The following is a 20,932-nucleotide window of genomic DNA, read 5'->3' as shown; positions in this document are numbered from 1 at the left end:
TTAAATAGGTCCCGGCTTGCACCAGGACAGGCTAGCGTTTACTTGCAGGCTGGCTGTTAGTCGCGTTCAAGCTCGATATTGACCGCCAGCGAACGGATTTCCTTGATCAACACGTTGAACGATTCCGGCATGCCGGCATCCATCTTGTGATCGCCGTCGACGATGTTTTTGTACATCCGGGTTCTTCCGGTGACATCGTCCGACTTGACCGTCAGCATTTCCTGCAGCGTATAAGCCGCACCATAAGCTTCGAGAGCCCAGACTTCCATTTCTCCGAACCGCTGGCCGCCGAACTGGGCCTTGCCGCCGAGCGGCTGCTGGGTAACCAGACTGTACGGACCGGTCGATCTCGCATGCATCTTGTCGTCGACCAAGTGGTTCAGTTTCAGCATGTACATGTAGCCGACCGTGACTTCGCGTTCGAAACGCTCGCCGGTCAAGCCGTCGTACAGCACCGTTTGTCCGTGTTCAGGCAAATCGGCCAGCCGCAACATCGTGCGAATATCCTCTTCGGTCGCGCCGTCGAATACCGGCGTCGCCATCGGCACGCCGCCGATCAGATTTTGCGCCAATTCCAGAATTTCCTTATCCGAGAAGGAGTCCAGATTTTCCCTGCGGCCGCTGGAGTTGTAAATCTTGTCCAAGTATTCGCGAATCTCGTTGATCTTGGCTTTCGCTTCGAGCATCTTGCCGATCTTGATGCCGAGCCCCTTAGCGGCCCAGCCCAAGTGCGTCTCCAGAACCTGACCGACGTTCATCCGCGACGGTACGCCGAGCGGATTCAAGACGATATCGACCGGGTTGCCGTCGGCGGTATAAGGCATATCCTCGATCGGCCGGATCATCGAGATAACCCCCTTGTTTCCGTGCCGTCCCGCCATCTTGTCGCCGGGCTGGATGCGCCGTTTGACCGCCAGGTAGACCTTGACCATTTTCAACACGCCCGGCGGCAGATCGTCGCCCATCGTGATTTTCTTACGCTTGGTTTCGAATTTTTCATCGAACGCCTTGCGTTGCTGTTCGATCTGCTCGGCCGCCGTTTCGATGTGCACGTTCAGGTCTTCGTCCTTCATCCGGATTTTCAACCAATCCGATTGCTTCACGCCGGCCAGATAGTCTTCGGTCACTTCGGTGCCGGTTTTCAGATGCCCAGGGCCCGACTGCGCGACCTTGCCGATGATCAGCTTCGCGATGCGCGCATAAATATCGCCTTCGAGGATCTTCAACTGATCGTCCAGATCCTTGCGGTAGCGCTTGATTTCCGCGTCCTCGATCTCGAGCGCGCGCTTATCTTTCTTCACGCCGTCGCGGGTAAAGACCTGTACGTCGATGACCGTGCCTTCGATACTGCTCGGTACGCGCAGCGAAGTATCCTTCACATCCGCCGCTTTCTCGCCGAAGATCGCACGCAGCAATTTTTCTTCCGGGGTCAGTTGGGTCTCGCCTTTCGGCGTGACCTTGCCGACCAGGATATCGCCCGGCTTCACTTCCGCGCCGACGTAGACGATGCCGGACTCATCCAGTTTCGACAACGCTTCTTCGCTGACGTTCGGAATATCGGCGGTAATTTCTTCGGGACTGTGCTTGGTGTCGCGCGCGACGCAGGTCTTTTCTTCGATATGGATCGTAGTAAAGCGGTCTTCCTTGACGACGCGCTCGGACACCAGGATCGAGTCCTCGAAGTTGTAACCGTTCCACGGCATGAACGCGACCAGCATGTTCTGACCCAGCGCCAATTCGCCCAAATCGGTCGATGGACCGTCGGCCAGGATGTCGCCGGCTCTCACGATGTCGCCCGGCTTGACCAGCGGTTTCTGGTTGATACAGGTGTTCTGGTTCGAACGCGTGTATTTGGTCAGATTGTAAATATCGACGCCCGGCGCGCCGGTTTCGGTTTCGGTGTCATTGACCCGCACCACGATTCTTGCCGCGTCGACCGCTTCGATGCTGCCGCCGCGGGTCGCGACGACCGCAACGCCGGAGTCTTTCGCGACGGTCCGCTCCATGCCGGTGCCGACCAGCGGCTTCTCGGCGCGCAAGGTCGGGACGGCCTGACGCTGCATGTTCGATCCCATCAACGCGCGGTTCGCGTCGTCATGTTCGAGGAACGGAATGATCGAAGCCGCGACCGAAACGATCTGCTTCGACGACACGTCCATGTATTGCACTGTGTCGGACATCGCCAGGGTAAACTCGTCCTTATGGCGGCAGGACACCAAGCCTTCGATCAGCTTGCCGTTTTCATCGACCGGCACACTGGCCTGCGCGATCACGAACTCGCCTTCTTCGATCGCGGACAGGTAGTCGACCTGATCGGTCACCTTACCGTCGACCACCTTCCGATAAGGCGTTTCGAGGAAGCCGTATTCGTTGGTGCGCGCGTATACCGACAGCGAGTTGATCAGACCGATGTTCGGACCTTCCGGCGTCTCGATCGGGCAGACGCGGCCGTAGTGGGTCGTATGCACGTCGCGCACTTCGAAACCTGCACGTTCGCGCGCCAAACCGCCCGGTCCCAAGGCCGAAACCCGGCGCTTGTGGGTCACCTGCGACAGCGGATTGTTTTGGTCCATGAACTGCGACAACTGGCTCGAACCGAAGAATTCCTTCACGGCGGCCGATACCGGCTTCGCATTGATGATTTCCTGCGGCATCAAGCCTTCGGAATCGGCCAAGGTCAAACGCTCCTTGACCGCGCGTTCGACGCGCACCAGACCGACGCGGAACTGGTTTTCGATCATTTCGCCGACCGAACGCACCCGGCGGTTGCCCAGGTGGTCGATGTCGTCGACGTTGCCGTTGCCGTTACGAATGTCGATCAGCTCTTTCAATACATCGATGATGTCTTCGCTGTTCAGCGTGCCGGGACCGACGATCTCGGTGCGGCCCAGACGGCGATTGAATTTCATCCGGCCGACGGTCGACAGATCGTAGCGTTCGTCGGTGAAAAACAGATTCTGGAACAGGTTTTCGGCCGATTCCTTGGTCGGCGGCTCGCCCGGACGCATCATCCGGTAAATTTCGACCAGCGCTTCCATCTGGTTGGTGGTCACGTCCAGACGCATCGCATTCGAGATATAGGGACCTCTGTCCAGGTCGTTCACGAACAGCGTATCGATTTCCCTGATGCCGTTTTCGATGAAGCGCTCGATCGCAGGGATCGTGATCTCGTCATTGACGCTGGCCAGCAATTCGCCGGTCGATTGATCGATGATGTTGTTCGCAAGAATCTTGCCGACCAGATAGTCTCTCGGCACCGCGACCTGGGTCAAACCGGCCGCGAGCATTTGCCGGATATGCTTGCTGGTGATCCGGCGGCCTTCCTCGACGATCACCTTGTCTTCGTGCTTGATGTCGAAGGCGGCAATTTCGCCGCGCATCCGCTCGGGCACGATGTGGAACAGTACCTCGTCGGCACTGATCGTGAATTTGTTGGTTTCGAAGAAAATCTTGATGATTTCTTCGTTGTCCATGCCCAGCGCGCGGAGCAATATGGTCGCCGGGATTTTACGGCGGCGGTCTATCCGCACATAGACGCAATCCTTATGGTCGAACTCGAAATCCAGCCAGGAGCCGCGGTAAGGAATGATGCGCGCATTGAACAGCAGTTTGCCTGACGAGTGCGTCTTGCCCTTGTCGTGATCGAAGAATACGCCGGGAGAGCGGTGCAATTGCGATACGATGACCCGCTCGGTGCCGTTGATCACGAACGTTCCGTTTTCGGTCATTAAGGGAAGTTCGCCCATGTAAACTTCCTGTTCACGGATGTCCTTGACTACTTTTGCCGTTGCCGGCGCATCCTTGTCATAGATGACCAGCCGAACCAGAACTCTTAACGGCGCCGCAAACGTTGCACCGCGTTGCTGACACTCACGCACGTCGAATACGGGCTCGCCCAGGCGATAGCTGACATATTCCAGCACGGCATAACCGGAGTGGCTTTCAATCGGAAATACGCTGGAAAAGGCCGCATGCAGGCCGATGTTGGCGCGTTTGTGGGGAGAAACGCCGGATTGCAGGAAGCTGGCGTAAGAATTAATCTGGGTGGCTAAGAGATATGGCACATCAAGTACTTCAGTACTTTTGCCAAAGTTGTTACGGATACGCTTTTTTTCGGTAAAAGAGTAGGACATATCGATTCCAAACCTTTTCGTCATGGACTGTTTTTACTGTTTTTCGACTGGAAACAGTAAAAGGCCGGTGATAATTCTACCACCAGCCGTACTCATTTGGCTTGCGCCGGATTTGATCAAATGCAATTATTTGATATCGACGGTTGCGCCAGCTTCCAGCAATTGCTTTTTGAACTCTTCCGCTTCGGCTTTCGATACGCCTTCTTTCAAAGTAGTCGGTACGCCTTCTACCGCGTCTTTCGCTTCTTTCAAGCCCAGACCGGTGATGCCGCGAACCGCTTTAATGACGCCGACTTTGTTTTCGCCGAAGCCGGTCAAGATGACATCGAATTCGGTTTGTTCTTCAACTGCTGCTACCGCAGCACCTGCCGCTGGTGCCGCTACTGCAACCGCTGCGGTAACGCCGAATTTTTCTTCCATCGCTGAAATCAAATCAACGATTTCCATCACGGTCATGTTCGCAACCGCTTCCAGGATGTCTTCTTTTGATACTGCCATCTTAATATACCTCTAAAAATATGTTTTAAACTGGTTGACTCAAGCTTATGCCGCTTCTTTCTGGTCTCTGACGGCTGCCAAAGTGCGGGCCAATTTGCCCACCGGCGCCTTCATCACAGACATCAGCATGGCGATACCTTGATCGCGTGTCGGCAAGCTCGCCAGGCGCGCCAATTCGGCCGGGCCATAAGCCTGACCGCCGATTGCCACGACTTTAGTTACCAACTTGTCATGCGTTTTGGCAAAATCATGAATCAATCGCCCTGCCGAACCTGGATCTTCCATCGAGAATGCCAACAGCAACGGACCGACCAGTCCTGATTGCATGCATTCGAATTCGGTTCCGGCAACAGCGCGTCTTGCCAGGGTGTTTTTGACCACTCGCAGATATACGCCCGTCTCTCTCGCGGTTTTACGTAATTCGGTCAGTTCCGTTACGCTCAAACCACGATATTCTGCAGCGACGGCAGAAAACGCTTTAGCGGCATATACAGCGACTTCTTCGACAACAGCTTTTTTGCCGTCTAAATTTAGTGCCACAGCCTACCTCCGGTAAGTTGCTGGATATATTCCAGCATGATGAAACGCATCCTTCAGGATGCACCTTACGGTCCCTTTCCCCAGTTTGTTAGGTTCCAGCTTCCGTCTGCGCAGGAAATTAAGTTATTGCAACACCTGCGGTCTTTGACGGTTGCCGTCGTTACCGGCAACCCAAAGTCTTGCCAGTCTTAGCTTGAAAGACTGTTCTGGTCCAGCCACAGGCCAGGACCCATCGTTGACGACAAGGTAATCTTCTTGATGTAAATACCTTTTGAAGTGGCGGGTTTGGCTTTTCTCAGATCCGCCAGCAACGCTTCCAGGTTGCCCTGAATCGCGGCCGCATCGAAGCTGATCTTGCCGAGCGTGCAATGGATGATGCCGGCTTTGTCGGTACGGTAACGCACCTGACCGGATTTCGCATTCTTGACCGCGGTCGCAACATCGGGCGTCACGGTGCCGACTTTCGGGTTCGGCATCAGACCGCGCGGACCCAGGATCTGGCCCAACTGACCGACGACACGCATCGCATCGGGAGACGCGATCACCACGTCGAAATTCAATTCGCCTTTTTTGACTTGATCGCCGAGGTCATCCATACCGACGATATCGGCGCCGGCCGCTCTGGCCGCATCCGCATTCGGGCCTTGTGCAAATACGGCAACGCGCACACTCTTACCGGTGCCGTTCGGCAACACGGTCGCGCCTCTGACGTTTTGATCGGATTTACGCGGATCGACCCCCAGATTCACGCTGACATCGATCGATTCGCTGAATTTCGCGGTACCCAGTTCCTTCAGCAAGGCAACGGCTTCCGTGATCGAATATTGCTTGGTTCTTTCGACCTTGCTTTTAATCAGTTTTGCTTTTTTAGATAATTTGGCCATTATAAGCCCTCCACGTTCAAGCCCATGCTGCGCGCGCTGCCGGCAATCGTTTTGACAGCGGCTTCCAGATCCGCCGCATTCAAATCTTCCATCTTGGTCTTCGCAATTTCTTCCAATTGCGCACGCGTGACGGTGCCGACCTTCTTGGTGTTCGGATTGCTGCTACCGCTCTTGATGCCGCTGGCTTTCTTCAGCAGGATCGTCGCCGGCGGGGTCTTGGTGATGAAGGTGAAACTGCGGTCACTGTAGACAGTGATCACGACAGGCAAAGGCAGGCCTTTTTCGACATCCTGGGTCTTGGCATTGAATGCTTTACAAAACTCCATGATGTTGACGCCGCGCTGACCCAGAGCCGGACCGACCGGCGGGCTTGGGTTCGCTTCACCTGCTTTGACTTGCAGTTTGATGTATGCTGTAATTTTTTTAGCCATTGTTACTCCAAATTGGGTGCAAACGCATTTCTGCTCCCCCAGACATAAAAATCCCCGTCTTATGCAGACAGGGACTCAGATTAGGATAAATTGTAATCGTTCAGCTTTTTTCGACTTGATTGAAGCTCAGCTCTACCGAGGTCGACCGTCCAAAAATCAAAACCGACAATTTCAATTTACTTTTTTCATAATTGACTTCTTCGACCACACCGTTGAAATCCTTGAACGGCCCATCGATGATGCGAATCACTTCGCCGACTTCGAACAATATCTTAGGCCTTGGCTTGTTGATGCCCTCCTCGACCCGATTCAGGATGGCCATCGCTTCCTTCTCGGAAATCGGCGCCGGCCGATCCGACGTGCCGCCAATGAAGCCCAGGACTCTCGGTACGTCGCGCACCAAATGCCAGGTTTCATCGGTCAATTCCATTTGCACCAACACATAGCCCGGAAAAAACTTTCTCTCGCTTTTCCGCTGTTGACCCAGACGCATTTCGACGATTTCTTCGGTCGGAACCAGAATCTTGCCGAAATATTGTTCCAAACCTTCTCTTTTAATTCTTTCTTCGAGCGCTTGCTTGACCTTACTCTCGTAATTGGAGTAAGCATGCACCACATACCAACGCAATGCCATTTGATTACCCGCCTTGGCCCGTTAACAGGCGCACACCCCAAAAAAGAAACATATCCAGCAACCAAAGAATCAATGAAACGACGGTCACCATCGCGAATACCAGCATCGTCGTGCGCGTGGTCTCATCTTTCGTTGGCCAGACGACTTTTCTGACTTCGACTTTCGACTCTTGCACGAAAGCCCAGACGGAGCGACCCAAATCGGTCGTTACCATCATACCCAGAACCGCCGCCACGATTACGATCAAACCGAGCACTCGGTAAATCAACTGCACCTGTTCCGCAAAGTAGTAGAATGCAGCGATGCCGCCAACCACCAATACCACGGAAAAAACTTGCTTGACTATATCCAGTATCGATGTTTGCGCTTCAGCTTGTGTATTCATATCTTGTAAAGTCAGCAAAAATGCTTGTGTTGTTATTCGTAAATGGCAGGCCAGGAGGGTCTCGAACCCCCAACCTGCGGTTTTGGAGACCGCTGCTCTACCAATTGAGCTACTGACCTGTTACGAAAACCACAGAACTGCTAATTGTAACTAAATTGCAATCATTATTCAATAATTGATGCCACGACACCCGCACCGACCGTGCGACCGCCTTCGCGAATTGCAAAACGCAAACCTTCATCCATCGCGATCGGCGAAATCAGCTTGATTTCTACCGCAATGTTATCGCCCGGCATCACCATTTCAACGCCTTCCGGCAAATCCACCGCACCGGTCACGTCGGTCGTTCTGAAATAGAACTGAGGACGGTAGCCATTGAAGAATGGCGTATGACGGCCACCTTCTTCCTTGGACAAAACGTAAATTTCGGCCTTGAAGTGGCTGTGCGGCTTGATGGTGCCTTTTTGCGCCAAAACCTGGCCACGCTCGACTTCGTCGCGCTTAGTGCCGCGGAGCAGGATACCGACGTTGTCGCCGGCTTGGCCTTGATCCAAGAGCTTCCGGAACATTTCGACGCCGGTGCAAGTGGTAGTCAGGGTCGGCCGGATACCGACGATCTCGACTTCTTGACCGACTTTGATGATACCGCGCTCGACACGACCGGTTACCACCGTACCACGACCGGAAATCGAGAACACGTCTTCGATTGGCATCAAGAAAGCGCCATCGACCGCTCTTTCCGGCAGCGGAATGTATGAATCCAGCGCCTCGACCAGCTTAACGATCGAAGGAACACCCAGCTCGCTTTGATCACCTTCCAGCGCTTTCAGCGCGGAACCGACGATGATCGGAGTGTCGTCGCCCGGGAATTCGTACAGATCCAACAGCTCGCGAATTTCCATCTCGACCAGGTCGATCAACTCGGCGTCGTCAACCATGTCGGCCTTGTTCAGGAATACCACGATGTAAGGCACACCGACCTGTCTTGACAGCAGGATGTGCTCGCGGGTTTGCGGCATCGGGCCGTCTGCCGCAGAGCAAACCAGGATCGCGCCGTCCATTTGCGCCGCACCGGTAATCATGTTTTTAACGTAGTCAGCATGGCCCGGGCAATCAACGTGCGCATAGTGCCGGGTCGCCGATTGATATTCCACGTGCGAAGTCGCGATCGTGATACCACGCGCACGCTCTTCAGGCGCATTGTCAATCTGATCGAACGCCTTGACTTCACCACCTTGAATTTCCGCCATGACCTTGGTTAAGGCAGCGGTCAATGTGGTCTTGCCGTGGTCAACGTGTCCGATGGTGCCGACGTTAACGTGTGGCTTGCTACGGGAAAATTTCTCTTTGGCCATCTGAATAAACCTTTAAAAACATACAAATCTCTGGAGCCCATAACCGGATTTGAACCGGTGACCTCTTCCTTACCAAGGAAGTGCTCTACCTACTGAGCTATATGGGCGGTATCACAGAATTCTTTTTGGAGCGGGTGATGGGAATCGAACCCACGTGATCAGCTTGGAAGGCTGGAGTTCTACCATTGAACTACACCCGCAGATCTCAAAAAAATTGGTGGAGAGGGGAGGATTCGAACCTCCGAAGGCAGAGCCGGCAGATTTACAGTCTGATCCCTTTGGCCGCTCGGGAACCTCTCCGATAACGAGTTAGTCGCTTATTATCTTTTATTTATATCTCTCTGTCAACAAAAGATTTAAGCAAATGATCTAAAAATTCCAGTTTATGCATTAATCTTGTTCATTGCCGCATCGAGCTCGCCCGCAACCATCTGCGGCACAAAAGCCAAGCCGGCTTTGATCGCAACATCCAGTGAATCCGCTTCCTGCCTGGACGGCGAAGACAATACAAAATCGGCAACCGCCCTTCCCGCCGGAGGCCGACCTATCCCCAATCTTAAACGATAAAAATCTTTCGTTCCCAAATGGGCGATAATGTCACGCAAGCCATTATGTCCGGCATGCCCACCATCTTTCTTCAGCTTGACGATACCCGGATTGAAGTCGAGCTCATCATGCACAACCAGCAAATGCTCCGGTTGCAATTTATAATACTTCAGCAGCGCACTCACCGCCTGACCGCTGCGATTCATAAAGGTCGCAGGTTTCAGCAGCAACAACTTTTCGGTTCCAACCTTGCACTCCGCAACCTCACCGAAAAACCGGGACGCCTGTGCAAACGACGAACCGCAATCTTGCGCGAGCGCATCCACAAACAAAAACCCGGCGTTGTGCCGGGTCTTTTCGTATTGTCGCCCTGGATTCCCCAAACCAACAATAAGCTTTATCACTTTCTCTTAAGAAGCCGACTCTTCTTGACCCGCCTTGCCCGGCATCATCGACACCACTGGCAAGTCGTGTTCTGGACCGTGCGACAATGCAACGACTTCGACACCCGCAGGCAATACCAGATCCGAAAGATGGATCGACTCGCCGATATCCAGCTTTGCCAAATCCACCGCAATGAACTCAGGCAAAGCACCCGGCAAGCACGCGACTTCGAGATCAACCAAAGAGTGCGCGGCAACGCCGCCTTTTTTGCCGCCGACCGAAGTGCTTTCATTGATGAAATGCAAAGGCACATGCACCTTGATCGCCTCGGACATGCTGACTCTCATGAAATCGAGATGCATGACCTGAAACTTTGCAGGATTGCGCTGAACGCCTTTCAAAACCGCTTTTTCGGTCTTACCGTCGATCGTCACATCGAGAATATGAGAGTAAACCGCTTCATGCTCAAGATGCTTGATCACTTCGTTATGATTCAAAACCAGCATTTGCGGATCTTGATGACCACCGTATATTACCGCCGGCACATCACCCTGACGGCGCACATTTCTTGCTGCGTTTTTTCCTGACTGCCCACGAGCCTGAGCAACAAATTCAAATACGTTAGACATTTTATCTCTTAACCCCGCGCTTCAACGCGCACAAATCATTCTATCAATCGACATACAGAGAACTAACCGATTCACCGACAGCGATCCGCCTGATCGTCTCGGCCAGCATCTCGGCGACGCTGAGCTGCCTGATTCTTCCGAGCGCCTCGGCTTCCGGACGCAAAGGAATCGTATCGGTCACCACCAACTCATCCAGCACAGAGCGCTCTATATTCGAAATAGCCGCACCGGACAGCACCGCATGCGTACAATAGGCAACCACCTTGATCGCGCCATGATCTTTCAATGCTTTCGCGGCATGACACAAGGTACCCGCCGTATCGACAAGATCGTCAACCAGCACGCAACTACGCCCCTCGACATCACCGATGATGTGCATCACCTCCGAAACATTGGCCTTCGGACGACGCTTGTCGATGATCGCCAGGTCCGCATCATCGAGCCTCTTGGCTAACGCACGCGCTCTTACGACACCACCAACATCGGGCGAAACCACCATGAGCCGGTGATATTTTTGCCGCCAAACATCGCCCAACAAAATCGGCGACGCATAAACATTGTCTACAGGAATATCGAAGAACCCCTGTATCTGATCGGCGTGCAAATCGACGGTCAGCAAGCGATGCGCGCCGGCCTGTTCGATCATCTTCGCGACCAGCTTGGCCGTGATCGGCACCCGCGCCGAGCGGGTCCGCCTATCCTGCCTGGCGTAACCGTAATAAGGAATTACCGCCGTGATCCGCGATGCCGACGCCCGTTTCAGCGCATCGATCATCACCAACAATTCCATCAAGTTTTCATTGTTCGGCGAACAGGTTGGCTGGATGACGAAAACATCCTTACCGCGTACGTTTTCGCCGATTTCGACAGCCACCTCGCCATCACTGAATCGACCTACGCTCGCCAAACCGAGCCGCATATTGAGCTTTCTTACGATACCCTCTGACAAAGCCAGATTGGCATTTCCAGAAAACACCATCATTGCGGCTTCATTCATTTTTTCACTCCTAAAATGAACTCGACTTGATGCAGAAAAATGGCTGGGCCGCAAGGATTCGAACCTTGGTATGCGGGGATCAAAACCCCGTGCCTTACCGCTTGGCGACGGCCCAATAATTTAAGAAGTATGCTTGATAGCCCCGAGCCTGGCATACAAAGGAGATTGATTAACCCCTCTGACCAAGTAGCATTGCCATTTGCCTGCCAGCGCTTGATAAGCGCTTCTCGCGGACCGCTCCGAATCAAACTGCGCAAATACGCAAGCCCCCGTCCCTGTCAGCCTGCCTTCGGCAAATTCGGATAAAGCACCCAGAGCATCTTTCACTGCCCCGTACCGCCGCGTCACCACCTCAAGACAATCATTTTGATGCTGACCGGCTGTAAAGTCGACTATTCTGATCGATTTGCTGTCACGTGTCAAGCCTTTATCAGAAAAAATTTCTCCGGTGTTCACATGACAGTCGGGACGGATCACGACAGTCCAGCATTCGGGCACATTAATCGCCTGCAATTGCTCACCGACACCCTCTCCCCAGGCCGCCTGCCCGAAAACAAAAACCGGCACATCGGCGCCCAAGCGCACGCCCAACTGCATCAAGCGCTCGGTCGTCAGCCCCAGCCCCCACAAATGATTCAGCGCCACCAGGGTCGTTGCCGCATCGGAACTGCCGCCGCCGAGCCCGCCGCCCATCGGCAGATTTTTTTCGACCTCGATGCGGACCCCACGCGCATAGCCTGTCTCCGCTTTCAGCAATTGCGCCGCCCTGACCGTCAAATCATCCGCCTCCGCCACCCCTGGCAGCGTATTATAGAGACCCACCCTGTCTTCATCGACCGGATGAAAAGTGATCCAGTCGCACAAATCGATGAACTGAAATACCGTCTGCAACAGATGATAGCCGTCATCGCGGCGCCCGGTAATTCGCAACATGAGATTCAGTTTGGCCGGCGCGGGCCATTTCTCTGCCCATGCCGACGGATTATTTCGCATTTCCGTCATTGAGTGTCCATTGATCGATGATCAGTTTTAATTTGACGCGGTCATTCGCGACCGACATTTTGCGCGGCAACAGTAATTGCCCCACCGGCTGCATGGCCTGATAGGCGACCGTCCAGCCCGACTGTCTGAAACCGCTGCCGACATCCTCGAAATCCAGCTCAGGCTCCGGCAGACCGAGCACCCAGTAGCGCAGCGAAGTGACCGGCACAAACATGCCCAATTGCTGATTGATGAAGGTTTCGGGATCGTCGGACGACTGCACCTTGCCGTCGCCCTGCGCCACCGTGACTGAATTGCCGGCCAAATGAATCATCACCGCGCCTTGCCCGAGCGGCCCCGACAACTTGATTTGTTCGTCACCCTGCTGATGCGCCCAAGCCAGATCGGCGGTCCAAGAGTCGCGTTCGCCGGTCAGCGCAACCCGGCCCTCCAATGACCACGGCTCCAGACGATACAAGGCCTCATTTGCCGTTCTTGTATAGGAGATTTCGGGCGGAGCGGGCCTAAATAATGTACAGGCCGACAGCGAAGCCGCCAATGCCGCGCAAAGTAGCCCTGCCGCCTGCTTTCGCGCCCCGCCGTATCGACCCTCGATTTGGTTCATCATCATCAATTTTAGGCGATCAGGCGACTTATTCAGCACCGTTCAAAATTCTTTGCTTGAAATCGAGTAAATATTCGTCCTCCGGCGCCGCTTTGAACGCCTTGTCGAACAACTTTCTCGCCTCGTCCTTTCTGCCCAATGACCAAAGCACCTCGGCAATATGCGCCGCGATCTCGTTTTCCTTCTGCTTGGCGTAGGCCCGCTCAAGATATTCCAGCGCTTTTTCGGCCTTGCCCTGCTTGAACAAAAGCCAGCCGTAGCTATCCAGAATGACCGGCTCATCAGGCTGCAACTTCAAAGCCTGCTGCAAATAAGTCTCGGCCTCACCCAGGCGCGAAGGAAAACCCAGCAAGGTATAGCCCAGTGCATTGAGCGCTTCCGCGTTATCCGGATATTGCGCGAGGATTTTTTTCAGATCGGACTCCAGTACATCCAGCTTGCCGATCCGCTCGGCGATCAAGGCGCGGGTATAGAGCAGCTCCTTGCTGTCCGGTTGTTCGACGAGAGCCGCCGTCAGCACATCATAAGCCTCTTGATAATGCTTCTGCTGATTCAACAATTCCGCCTTCATCAGCGTAATGCGGAGCTTTTCCTTCGGAAAACTGTCCTGCATCGTCTGCAAGCGCTCAACCGCTTCGTCATACTGCTTGTTATGCGCGAGCAGATTGACCGCCGCGATGCCCGCCTCGAAGCTGAAGGGCTCCTCTCTGACCTGGTCATACCAGTTCAGTGCCTTTTTAATGTTATCGCGTTTTTCTTCCAGCTTGCCGAGATAAAACCGCGCCTGCTCGCGCCATTCATCCTGCTCCAGCAGCTTCTTCAAACTCTCTTCGGCTTCCTTCTCCCGGCCCAACTGCATATCCACCAGCGCCAAGGCGAGCAAACTTTCAAAATCCTTCGGATCCTTTTCAACCAGCCCTTGATAAACCTTGGCCGCTTCATCGTAGCCGTCGGACTTGATCAAAAGCTGCGCCAGCATTTTGCCGATCTTTTGATTGTCCGGATATTTCAGGTGGACGTTGCGCAAAACCTCGATCGCTTTCGGCAAATCACCGGACATTAACGCGATTTGGGCCTGAAAGACCAGGGCCTTATCCCACTCCGGCTGAAGCCTCAACGCCTCCCCGATCTGCTTTTCGGCGAGAGCCTGATTTTTCATCTGCATCGCGATGATGCCCTGGAGATAATGAACGACCGCCTGATTCGGCCTTTTGGCTGACAAGGCCTCCAACGCGTCGTAGACGTCCTGCAACTTGCCTTCGCCTTGCAGCGCATTCGCAAGTTCCAGCACCGTGCTCTCGAAGCCGGCCGGATCGCTGTCAAGAATCACCGCCAGATGTTCCAGCGTCTTTTGCTTATCGCCATCCTTCAGACTGGCCAATACCGCAAGCTTTCTCGCGGTAACATTCTGCGGCTCCTTTTTCAACCAGAGCGCCAGCGACTTTTTTAGCTTTTTCGCATCCTTTAAATACATGGCGATCATCGCCGCCCTTTCGGCAGGCTTCGGATCCTTGACCCGCTTGGCCGCTTCGATATATCCCTCATAGGCCAGCTCGTACTGGCCACGCTGACCGGCAATCTCCGCCGACATCAGCATGAATAGCACGTCCTGGTCGATTTCTGTTTTCGCTTCTGTGCCTTTGGGGAGCTCTTTTTTGATTGATGGCGCGGAAGCCGCCGGCGTAAGAGGCTCTTGCTGTTTTTCTGGCGAGCTGGCGCAACCATTGAGTACAATAGGGGCTAACACCGCAAACAATCTAAAAATTAACACAAAAACATCCTATAATTCGTCTGACCTAAGATTATAAGGAAAATCGGATGATTCACGCATCTAAATTTATTCCTTTCGGCTCAAGTTAAATGCGCACGCCCGCCGACATAGACACTCGAATGAACGTAAAGATCAATCCGGCAGCCGCCGTTTGAAATTATCGAATAAAACCATGACTCTTCTTGCCGTAGGACTCAACTACAATACCGCACCGCTCGCGGTCCGCGAACGCTTGGCTTTTCCCGCCGACATGCTGGAGTCGGCCTTGCAGGAACTGGGTCGCATCAAGGAAATCAGCGAAGCGGCGATCCTGTCCACCTGCAACCGCACCGAGTTTTATTGCACGACCGATTTGCCCGATCAGCAGATTTTGATCGATTGGGTCGCCAGCAGCCGAAATCTCCAGCCCGCCGACTTCGCGCCGTATTTATACTGCCACACCGACACCGCGCTGATCCGGCACATGTTCCGCGTCGCCAGCGGCCTGGACTCGATGATCCTCGGCGAACCGCAAATTCTCGGGCAAATGAAAACGGCTTATCAGGCCGCCCTGGAAGCCGGCACGATCGGCAAACAACTCGGCAAACTGTTTCAATCGACGTTTACCGCCGCGAAAAAAGTCCGCACCGACACCGCAATCGGTTCGAGTCCGGTTTCGGTCGCCTTTGCCGCGGTGCAGATGGCGCAGCAGATTTTCGACAAGCTCAGCGATCAAACCGCGCTGTTGATCGGCGCTGGCGAAACGATTGAACTGACCGCCCGCCACCTGACACAGCAAGGCATCGGCCGCCTGATCATCGCGAACCGCACTTATGATAAGGCGCATACGTTGGCGATGCAATTCAACGGTTATGCGATCGCGCTTTCGGAACTACCGAACCATCTGGAAGAAGCCGATATCGTGATCTCCTCGACCGCCAGCCAGTTGCCGATTCTCGGCAAGGGCCGTGTCGAGAGCGCGCTGAAAAAACGCAAACACAAGCCGATGTTCATGGTCGACCTGGCCGTGCCGCGCGACATCGAAGCGGAAGTCGAACACCTCCGCGACGTTTACCTTTATACCGTCGACGACCTGAAAAATACGATCGATCAAAACATGAACTCGCGCCGCCAGGCCGCCGAGCAAGCCGAAGAAATCATCGACACCCAGGTCGGCCATTTTCTGGCCTGGCTGCGCGCGCAAGGTGCGCAGACGACGATCCAGGACTATCGCCAGCAAGCTGAACAAATCAGAAATGAAGCTTTGCAAAAAGCGCTCGCCATGTTAAAAAATGGCACGCCGCCGGAGGATGCATTGAACCGGCTGGCCCACAGTTTGACTAACAAGCTGATTCACACACCGAGCGCACAAATCAGAGCCGCCGCCGAAAACGAAAGACACGACCTGGTCGCCGCGGCCCGCGAAATTCTGAAATTAAAACATACTCAATGAAAGACTCCATCAAACTCAAGCTGGAAAATCTAAGCGAACGTTACGAAGAAATCGCCGCCCTCCTCTCCCAACCCGAAGTTCAAAACAATCAGAAGCAGCAGCGCTCGTTGAGCCAGGAATACGCGCAAATCGGCCCCTTGGTCGATTGCTTCCGGCGTTATGAACAAGCCCAGGCGCAGCGCCAGGCCGCCCAGGACATGGCCAATGACAGCGACCCGGAACTGCGTGAACTGGCGCGCGAGGAAATCCGCGACGCCGATACGCTGATCGACACCCTGGATCACGAGCTGCAAATCCTCTTGCTGCCAAAGGACCCGAACGACAACCGCAACATCTTTTTGGAAATCCGCGCCGGCACCGGCGGCGACGAGGCGGCGATCTTTTCCGGCGACCTGTCCCGGATGTATCAGCGCTATGCCGAACGCAAGGGCTGGCAAACCGAAGTGATCAGCGAAAACCCCGGCGATCACGGCGGTTACAAGGAAATCATTCTCCGCGTCTCCGGCCGCGACGTGTATTCGCAACTGAAGTTCGAATCCGGCACGCACCGGGTGCAGCGCGTACCCGAAACCGAATCGCAAGGCCGCATCCATACCTCGGCCTGCACGGTCGCGATCATGCCCGAAATCGATGAAGTCGATGCGATCGACATCAATCCGGCCGATCTGCGGATCGATACCTACCGCTCCTCGGGCGCCGGCGGCCAGCACGTGAACAAGACCGAATCGGCAATCCGGATTACCCATATTCCGACCGGGGTCGTGGTCGAGTGCCAGGACGAACGCTCGCAGCACAAGAACCGCGCCCGCGCGATGTCGCTCCTGCAATCGCGGCTGCTCGCCGCAGAACAGGAAAAGCAAAGTTCCGAACAGGCCAAAGCCCGCAAATTGCAGGTCGGCTCCGGCGACCGCTCCGAGCGCATCCGCACCTACAACTATCCGCAAGGGCGACTGACCGATCACCGGATCAACCTGACCCTTTACAAACTCGAAGACATCATGGAAGGCGGCCTCGAACAAGTCGTCGGCCCGTTGATCAACGAGCATCAGGCGGAACTCTTGACCCAACTCGGCGAAGACTCAGCCTGATGACCACCATAGCGACGCTGCTCAGGGAGGCTGCAACGATCCTTTCCGACAGCTCCGACTCGGCCGCGCTCGATGCGGAAATCCTGCTCTGTCTGGCGCTCGACAAGCCGCGCTCGCATCTGCGCGCCTGGCCGGACCGGGTGCCCGAGGCGGAGCGGACCCTGCATTTTCAGACCCTGCTGCAACAGCGCCGACAAGGCATGCCGGTCGCCTACCTGACCGGCCGCCGCGAATTCTGGTCACGCGATTTCCAAGTCACGCCCGACGTGCTGATTCCGCGTCCCGAGACCGAACTGTTGATCGAAATCAGCCTATCCCTGCTCCCGAAAGACCAACCGGTAAAAATCATCGATCTCGGCACCGGCTCCGGCATCATCGCGATCACCCTGGCCAAGGAATTGCCGCAAGCCGAAGTGACCGCAACCGATTTGAGCCTGGCCGCGCTGGAGGTCGCCAGACACAATGCCGCCGCACACGCCGCGGAGCCTATTCGCTTCCTGCACAGCAACTGGTTTGCCTCGGCACCGAAGGAAAAATTCGACCTGGTGATCAGCAATCCGCCTTACATCGCCGAAAACGACGACCACCTCGACCGGGGCGATGTGCGCTTCGAACCCAGGACCGCGCTGACCGCGCCGCAGCAGGGGCTTGCCGACATTCGCACGATCGCAGGCGATGCCCGCGGCTACCTGAAAACCGGCGGCCATCTATTGATCGAGCACGGTTACGACCAGGAGCAGGCCGCGCAATCGATTTTCCGCGATTTGGGTTATGATAGCGTGCAAACCTATAAAGATTTGTCCGGTCAGCCTCGGGCAACCTATGGAAGAAATGCAGAGAATCGTAAGACTCAAGGCTGAAGTCTTTCCCCGAAGTCCCGTTGATTTCGCCTTTCCCTTTTAGCCCGAAACCACCATGTTCGAACAAGAAGAAATCCATATCCCTCGCAAACTCGCCCAGCAACTCCTGCACCTTGCGCAAATCTCCCCCGATGCCGAAATTTGCGGTCTGGTCGGCGGCAAAGACGGCATGCCGACGTCCTGCTATCCGGTCTCTAATGTTTCCGAACACCCCGACCGCCTCTTTCTGCTCGACGCCAAACAGCAAATCGCCGCGATGGCCGCGATGCGCGACCAGGGCGAACAACTGTTCGCGATCTACCATTCCCACCCGACCGCCCCCGCGCTTCCCTCGCAGACCGACCTTGAAGAGTCAGCTTACCCCGAAGCCTTGTATTTGATCATTTCGTTGAATACCAAAGGCATACTCGAAATGCGCGGCTTTAAAATCGCCGGCGGAAAAGCGGCAGAAATCGCCTTGCTGTTAAGCGAAAACTAAAGCCTATCCCCAAGTAAAAGCTCGTTTTATTCTTCACCCTGTTCATCACGAACCCCATGTCGACAGTTGAAGCAGAGAAGCGTCCTTGAAGGCACGCCGGCTACCCCCCAGCCTTGCCCTTTTATCCCCACCTCCAATCTTCTCCCTCCTCCTATTACCCTTTCATTGCGTTCGTTCGGATACAGGATGAAGGGAAACCTAATCTGTCATTAAGACTTAATTGACAATTTGCTCACGGCAAAGCCAGTCAATTATTAATAATGCGACAGACATCACAGAACCTGGACTACATTCCCGCCAAACCATAATTTAAGCCTGTGTTAATTTCCAATGTACTAGACTTCAAATACTCAAAAAGTCTGACAATAACACTACGAAATTATTTATTTTGCATGGATTTGCACACGGAAGTTACAGCATTTTCTAACTGTTTTCCCAGTCGATCGGCAAATTCATGAGTCCCTTAAAAAAATTAACAAAAAAGGCGAATTATGAAAAGAATCTTGATTAAGCGCTCACTTGAAAAGGCGGTCAACGGGGGGGTCATCGCCTGCGCGCTGGGTTTTGCCGGTGCTTACTCAACGCCGGTTTTGGCCGGCATGGAAATGTTGACCGACGATAGTTATGCATCCTCAAAAGCACCGACCAAAGTCTACGGAAAAGCCGGCGATATCATCGTCACATCAATGCAAACGGGTTATATCAACTTTGCTTTGAATACCCCAGAGCACTATTCGGGCGCCAATGTCGCCAAGGCGATGGTCAGACTGTTCGTCGGCACCATCAAAAGCGGCGGCAATTTAACCATCAGCCAGGTTACCGGCAATTGGTCGGAAGGATCGCTGTCCGGGGCCAACTTGCCCGCCGTATCCGCGGCGGCGACCCATGTCCCCATTGGCATGGACCGAAAGATGCGTTGGATCGAAGTCGATGTCACTGAATTGGTGCAAGAATGGATCGATGCGCACCCGGATAATCGCAATTTCAGCTTGGCGCTGAAAAGCGACGGCGGCTTGAACATCAAGATCAACAGCAAGGAAAATGGCAAAAACAGCCACGAGCCCTCCCTCAATATCGTTTGGGATAATGCCGGACCTGCCGGCTCTCAAGGTGCACCCGGAGCAACAGGCCCTGCCGGTGCTAAGGGCGATAAAGGCGACACGGGCATGACCGGACCCAAAGGAGACGCCGGACCGGCCGGTCCTCAGGGAGATATCGGACCCATGGGTCCTGCCGGCGCTAAAGGCGATAAAGGTGACAAGGGCGATACGGGCGCAAGAGGCGATAGCGGACCCAAGGGCGACACGGGTTCTACCGGTCCTGCCGGAGCCCAAGGCCTTCAGGGTCCAAGCGGGGTGGTCACCACCTCCAATTTGAACGGCGGCATCAGGAGTATCGACCCAAACGAAACGGCATTTACCTTCCATGGTCCCCTCGCGGAAGTCACGATCACCGACACCCAATACATCACTTCGACGATTACGGCGAGTTTAAAAACCTCAGCGGCATATAGTCATGCGGATTTTCGCGCGAACATTTGTTACCAGCTGCAACCCTCTGGCACAGTCACGCCATTTGTTGCAAACGGCTTTCAACTGCATACCGCCACCCCCACGGGGGTTTCCTTTTCTCTTGCGCAAAGCGCTCTTCCTCGGATCGCCGGCATGTACAAGGTCGGATTTTGCAGCTTTAATCTCAGTACCACGACCCCTATCGATAACAATGACTACTTGCAAGGATGGGTGATGGTGACCAATTGATCGGCCCGCCGCCCGGGAACGACTGACCGGTTTCGGGCGGCAATGTTCAAGCGTACGGCTATTGACTCTTACAAGATATGCACCCACTCACAACACCCCAAGCCATTCTAATCGGATCGGCCATGATCAGCATCGGCGCTTTTTTCGGCCTCAAAAACTCAGCCCTTCCGGCAACGCTGGCAGCAAACTCCGCTCCGCAAACCGCGACGCCGAATGCGCAGATCCTCAGTCAGGACCAACTCCTAGAACAGGTTAAGCAGGCGTTGGCGCAATCCAAACCCGCGTTGCTGAAAGCCTGCCCGACCGAATCAGGCAAGACGCCGGATCATTTCCTGATCGATTTCACCTTCAACGCCGAAGGTCGGCAAATTGCCCGCGGATTCTCCGAAGACCGGAACAATGTACACCCTGGATTGGGCACCTGTTTATCGGATGCGTTTCAAGCCATCAGCATCCCTCCACCCGGCAAGACGGTCAGAGTGGATGCGGAGCTTGCATTTCCTTAAACTGTCGATGTTCAA

Annotated in this window: 20 protein-coding genes and 5 tRNA genes; 6 read left to right on the top strand and 19 right to left on the bottom strand. The window is 54.6% G+C overall.

Translation table 11 applies throughout. The features are described 5' to 3' along the window. Positions 1 to 56: 56 nt before the first annotated feature. The 19 genes from rpoB to ACEPPP_RS13390 all read right to left on the bottom strand — a co-directional run bounded on the left by rpoB (position 57) and on the right by ACEPPP_RS13390 (position 14,793). Positions 57 to 4,133 carry a DNA-directed RNA polymerase subunit beta gene (rpoB, locus tag ACEPPP_RS13480; protein WP_374087491.1) on the bottom strand — a complete coding sequence of 1,359 codons (4,077 nt, stop codon included), beginning with the start codon at positions 4,131 to 4,133 and terminating at the stop codon, positions 57 to 59. Positions 4,134 to 4,259: 126 nt separating this feature from the next. Beyond that, positions 4,260 to 4,631: a 50S ribosomal protein L7/L12 gene (gene rplL / locus ACEPPP_RS13475; protein ID WP_374087489.1), complete on the bottom strand. Its 372-nt coding sequence runs from the start codon at positions 4,629 to 4,631 to the stop codon at positions 4,260 to 4,262. A gap of 45 nt (positions 4,632 to 4,676) precedes the next feature. Further along, positions 4,677 to 5,171, bottom strand: coding sequence for a 50S ribosomal protein L10 (rplJ, locus tag ACEPPP_RS13470; RefSeq protein ID WP_374087487.1), 495 nt, complete (start codon positions 5,169 to 5,171; stop codon positions 4,677 to 4,679). A gap of 188 nt (positions 5,172 to 5,359) precedes the next feature. Further along, on the bottom strand, positions 5,360 to 6,055 hold the full coding sequence (rplA, locus tag ACEPPP_RS13465; RefSeq protein ID WP_374087486.1) for a 50S ribosomal protein L1: 696 nt from the start codon (positions 6,053 to 6,055) through the stop codon (positions 5,360 to 5,362). Next, positions 6,055 to 6,486, bottom strand: a complete 432-nt coding sequence (gene rplK, locus ACEPPP_RS13460; RefSeq protein WP_005373988.1) for a 50S ribosomal protein L11 — start codon at positions 6,484 to 6,486, stop codon at positions 6,055 to 6,057. The genes rplA and rplK overlap by 1 nt, the downstream gene beginning before the upstream one ends. 100 nt (positions 6,487 to 6,586) lie before the next feature. Continuing rightward, positions 6,587 to 7,120 carry a transcription termination/antitermination protein NusG gene (gene nusG / locus ACEPPP_RS13455; protein ID WP_374087484.1) on the bottom strand — a complete coding sequence of 178 codons (534 nt, stop codon included), beginning with the start codon at positions 7,118 to 7,120 and terminating at the stop codon, positions 6,587 to 6,589. A gap of 4 nt (positions 7,121 to 7,124) precedes the next feature. Then, positions 7,125 to 7,505: a preprotein translocase subunit SecE gene (secE, locus tag ACEPPP_RS13450; protein ID WP_374087482.1), complete on the bottom strand. Its 381-nt coding sequence runs from the start codon at positions 7,503 to 7,505 to the stop codon at positions 7,125 to 7,127. Between the two features lie 43 nt (positions 7,506 to 7,548). Continuing rightward, positions 7,549 to 7,624 (bottom strand) — tRNA-Trp (locus ACEPPP_RS13445). Positions 7,625 to 7,669: 45 nt separating this feature from the next. Next, on the bottom strand, positions 7,670 to 8,860 hold the full coding sequence (gene tuf, locus ACEPPP_RS13440; protein WP_374087481.1) for an elongation factor Tu: 1,191 nt from the start codon (positions 8,858 to 8,860) through the stop codon (positions 7,670 to 7,672). 31 nt (positions 8,861 to 8,891) lie between these two features. Next, positions 8,892 to 8,967 (bottom strand) — tRNA-Thr (locus ACEPPP_RS13435). 19 nt (positions 8,968 to 8,986) lie between these two features. After that, positions 8,987 to 9,060: transfer RNA gene (locus tag ACEPPP_RS13430), tRNA-Gly, on the bottom strand. Between the two features lie 15 nt (positions 9,061 to 9,075). Further along, a tRNA-Tyr gene (locus tag ACEPPP_RS13425) sits at positions 9,076 to 9,160 on the bottom strand. Positions 9,161 to 9,243: 83 nt separating this feature from the next. Further along, the gene (gene pth, locus ACEPPP_RS13420) at positions 9,244 to 9,810 is read right to left on the bottom strand and encodes an aminoacyl-tRNA hydrolase (RefSeq protein ID WP_374087480.1); all 567 of its coding nucleotides are present in this window, start codon (positions 9,808 to 9,810) and stop codon (positions 9,244 to 9,246) included. A gap of 6 nt (positions 9,811 to 9,816) precedes the next feature. Beyond that, positions 9,817 to 10,419: a 50S ribosomal protein L25/general stress protein Ctc gene (locus ACEPPP_RS13415; protein ID WP_374087478.1), complete on the bottom strand. Its 603-nt coding sequence runs from the start codon at positions 10,417 to 10,419 to the stop codon at positions 9,817 to 9,819. Positions 10,420 to 10,462: 43 nt separating this feature from the next. Further along, the gene (locus ACEPPP_RS13410; protein ID WP_374090924.1) at positions 10,463 to 11,401 is read right to left on the bottom strand and encodes a ribose-phosphate diphosphokinase; all 939 of its coding nucleotides are present in this window, start codon (positions 11,399 to 11,401) and stop codon (positions 10,463 to 10,465) included. A gap of 55 nt (positions 11,402 to 11,456) precedes the next feature. Then, a tRNA-Gln gene (locus ACEPPP_RS13405) sits at positions 11,457 to 11,531 on the bottom strand. A gap of 5 nt (positions 11,532 to 11,536) precedes the next feature. After that, entirely contained in the window at positions 11,537 to 12,418 is an 882-nt protein-coding gene (gene ispE, locus ACEPPP_RS13400) for a 4-(cytidine 5'-diphospho)-2-C-methyl-D-erythritol kinase (protein ID WP_374087476.1), read from the bottom strand. Next, positions 12,399 to 13,028, bottom strand: coding sequence for a lipoprotein insertase outer membrane protein LolB (gene lolB, locus ACEPPP_RS13395; RefSeq protein WP_374087473.1), 630 nt, complete (start codon positions 13,026 to 13,028; stop codon positions 12,399 to 12,401). The genes ispE and lolB overlap by 20 nt, the downstream gene beginning before the upstream one ends. 22 nt (positions 13,029 to 13,050) lie before the next feature. Beyond that, on the bottom strand, positions 13,051 to 14,793 hold the full coding sequence (locus ACEPPP_RS13390) for a tetratricopeptide repeat protein (protein ID WP_374087468.1): 1,743 nt from the start codon (positions 14,791 to 14,793) through the stop codon (positions 13,051 to 13,053). A gap of 172 nt (positions 14,794 to 14,965) precedes the next feature. On the opposite strand from ACEPPP_RS13390, the gene hemA reads away from it, so the two are divergent. The 6 genes from hemA (at position 14,966) to ACEPPP_RS13360 (ending at position 20,917) form a co-directional block, all read left to right on the top strand. Then, entirely contained in the window at positions 14,966 to 16,225 is a 1,260-nt protein-coding gene (gene hemA / locus ACEPPP_RS13385; RefSeq protein WP_374087466.1) for a glutamyl-tRNA reductase, read from the top strand. After that, a complete protein-coding gene (gene prfA, locus ACEPPP_RS13380; protein WP_374087464.1) occupies positions 16,222 to 17,313 on the top strand; it encodes a peptide chain release factor 1 in 1,092 nt (363 codons plus the stop codon). The genes hemA and prfA overlap by 4 nt, the downstream gene beginning before the upstream one ends. Further along, complete coding sequence (gene prmC / locus ACEPPP_RS13375; protein WP_374087462.1) at positions 17,313 to 18,173, top strand: peptide chain release factor N(5)-glutamine methyltransferase; 861 nt, start codon at positions 17,313 to 17,315, stop codon at positions 18,171 to 18,173. Before prfA ends, prmC begins: the two co-directional genes overlap by 1 nt. A 55-nt stretch (positions 18,174 to 18,228) precedes the next feature. Continuing rightward, the gene (locus ACEPPP_RS13370) at positions 18,229 to 18,651 is read left to right on the top strand and encodes a Mov34/MPN/PAD-1 family protein (RefSeq protein ID WP_374087460.1); all 423 of its coding nucleotides are present in this window, start codon (positions 18,229 to 18,231) and stop codon (positions 18,649 to 18,651) included. Positions 18,652 to 19,142: 491 nt separating this feature from the next. Further along, complete coding sequence (locus ACEPPP_RS13365; protein ID WP_374087458.1) at positions 19,143 to 20,411, top strand: DNRLRE domain-containing protein; 1,269 nt, start codon at positions 19,143 to 19,145, stop codon at positions 20,409 to 20,411. A 122-nt stretch (positions 20,412 to 20,533) separates the two neighbouring features. Further along, positions 20,534 to 20,917, top strand: a complete 384-nt coding sequence (locus ACEPPP_RS13360) for a hypothetical protein (protein ID WP_374087456.1) — start codon at positions 20,534 to 20,536, stop codon at positions 20,915 to 20,917. Positions 20,918 to 20,932: the final 15 nt, after the last annotated feature.

The sequence above is a fragment of the Methylomicrobium lacus genome, from assembly GCF_041897535.1.
Taxonomy (GTDB): domain Bacteria; phylum Pseudomonadota; class Gammaproteobacteria; order Methylococcales; family Methylomonadaceae; genus Methylomicrobium; species Methylomicrobium lacus_A.
The sequence above is the reverse complement of the archived record's forward strand: the minus strand, read 5'-3'. Positions and strand labels throughout refer to the sequence as shown.

Excerpts from the sequence above, each read along its gene's own strand:
- ACEPPP_RS13410 (WP_374090924.1), bottom strand. The coding sequence starts at position 11,401 with ATGATGGTGTTTTCTGGAAATGCCAATCTGGCTTTGTCAGAGGGTATC.
- rpoB (WP_374087491.1), bottom strand. The coding sequence starts at position 4,133 with ATGTCCTACTCTTTTACCGAAAAAAAGCGTATCCGTAACAACTTTGGC.
- rplL (WP_374087489.1), bottom strand. The coding sequence starts at position 4,631 with ATGGCAGTATCAAAAGAAGACATCCTGGAAGCGGTTGCGAACATGACC.
- ACEPPP_RS13360 (WP_374087456.1), top strand. The coding sequence starts at position 20,534 with ATGATCAGCATCGGCGCTTTTTTCGGCCTCAAAAACTCAGCCCTTCCG.
- lolB (WP_374087473.1), bottom strand. The coding sequence starts at position 13,028 with ATGATGATGAACCAAATCGAGGGTCGATACGGCGGGGCGCGAAAGCAG.
- ispE (WP_374087476.1), bottom strand. The coding sequence starts at position 12,418 with ATGACGGAAATGCGAAATAATCCGTCGGCATGGGCAGAGAAATGGCCC.
- secE (WP_374087482.1), bottom strand. The coding sequence starts at position 7,505 with ATGAATACACAAGCTGAAGCGCAAACATCGATACTGGATATAGTCAAG.
- prmC (WP_374087462.1), top strand. The coding sequence starts at position 17,313 with ATGACCACCATAGCGACGCTGCTCAGGGAGGCTGCAACGATCCTTTCC.
- hemA (WP_374087466.1), top strand. The coding sequence starts at position 14,966 with ATGACTCTTCTTGCCGTAGGACTCAACTACAATACCGCACCGCTCGCG.
- rplA (WP_374087486.1), bottom strand. The coding sequence starts at position 6,055 with ATGGCCAAATTATCTAAAAAAGCAAAACTGATTAAAAGCAAGGTCGAA.
- prfA (WP_374087464.1), top strand. The coding sequence starts at position 16,222 with ATGAAAGACTCCATCAAACTCAAGCTGGAAAATCTAAGCGAACGTTAC.
- tuf (WP_374087481.1), bottom strand. The coding sequence starts at position 8,860 with ATGGCCAAAGAGAAATTTTCCCGTAGCAAGCCACACGTTAACGTCGGC.
- ACEPPP_RS13365 (WP_374087458.1), top strand. The coding sequence starts at position 19,143 with ATGAAAAGAATCTTGATTAAGCGCTCACTTGAAAAGGCGGTCAACGGG.
- ACEPPP_RS13370 (WP_374087460.1), top strand. The coding sequence starts at position 18,229 with ATGTTCGAACAAGAAGAAATCCATATCCCTCGCAAACTCGCCCAGCAA.
- nusG (WP_374087484.1), bottom strand. The coding sequence starts at position 7,120 with ATGGCATTGCGTTGGTATGTGGTGCATGCTTACTCCAATTACGAGAGT.
- rplK (WP_005373988.1), bottom strand. The coding sequence starts at position 6,486 with ATGGCTAAAAAAATTACAGCATACATCAAACTGCAAGTCAAAGCAGGT.
- ACEPPP_RS13415 (WP_374087478.1), bottom strand. The coding sequence starts at position 10,419 with ATGTCTAACGTATTTGAATTTGTTGCTCAGGCTCGTGGGCAGTCAGGA.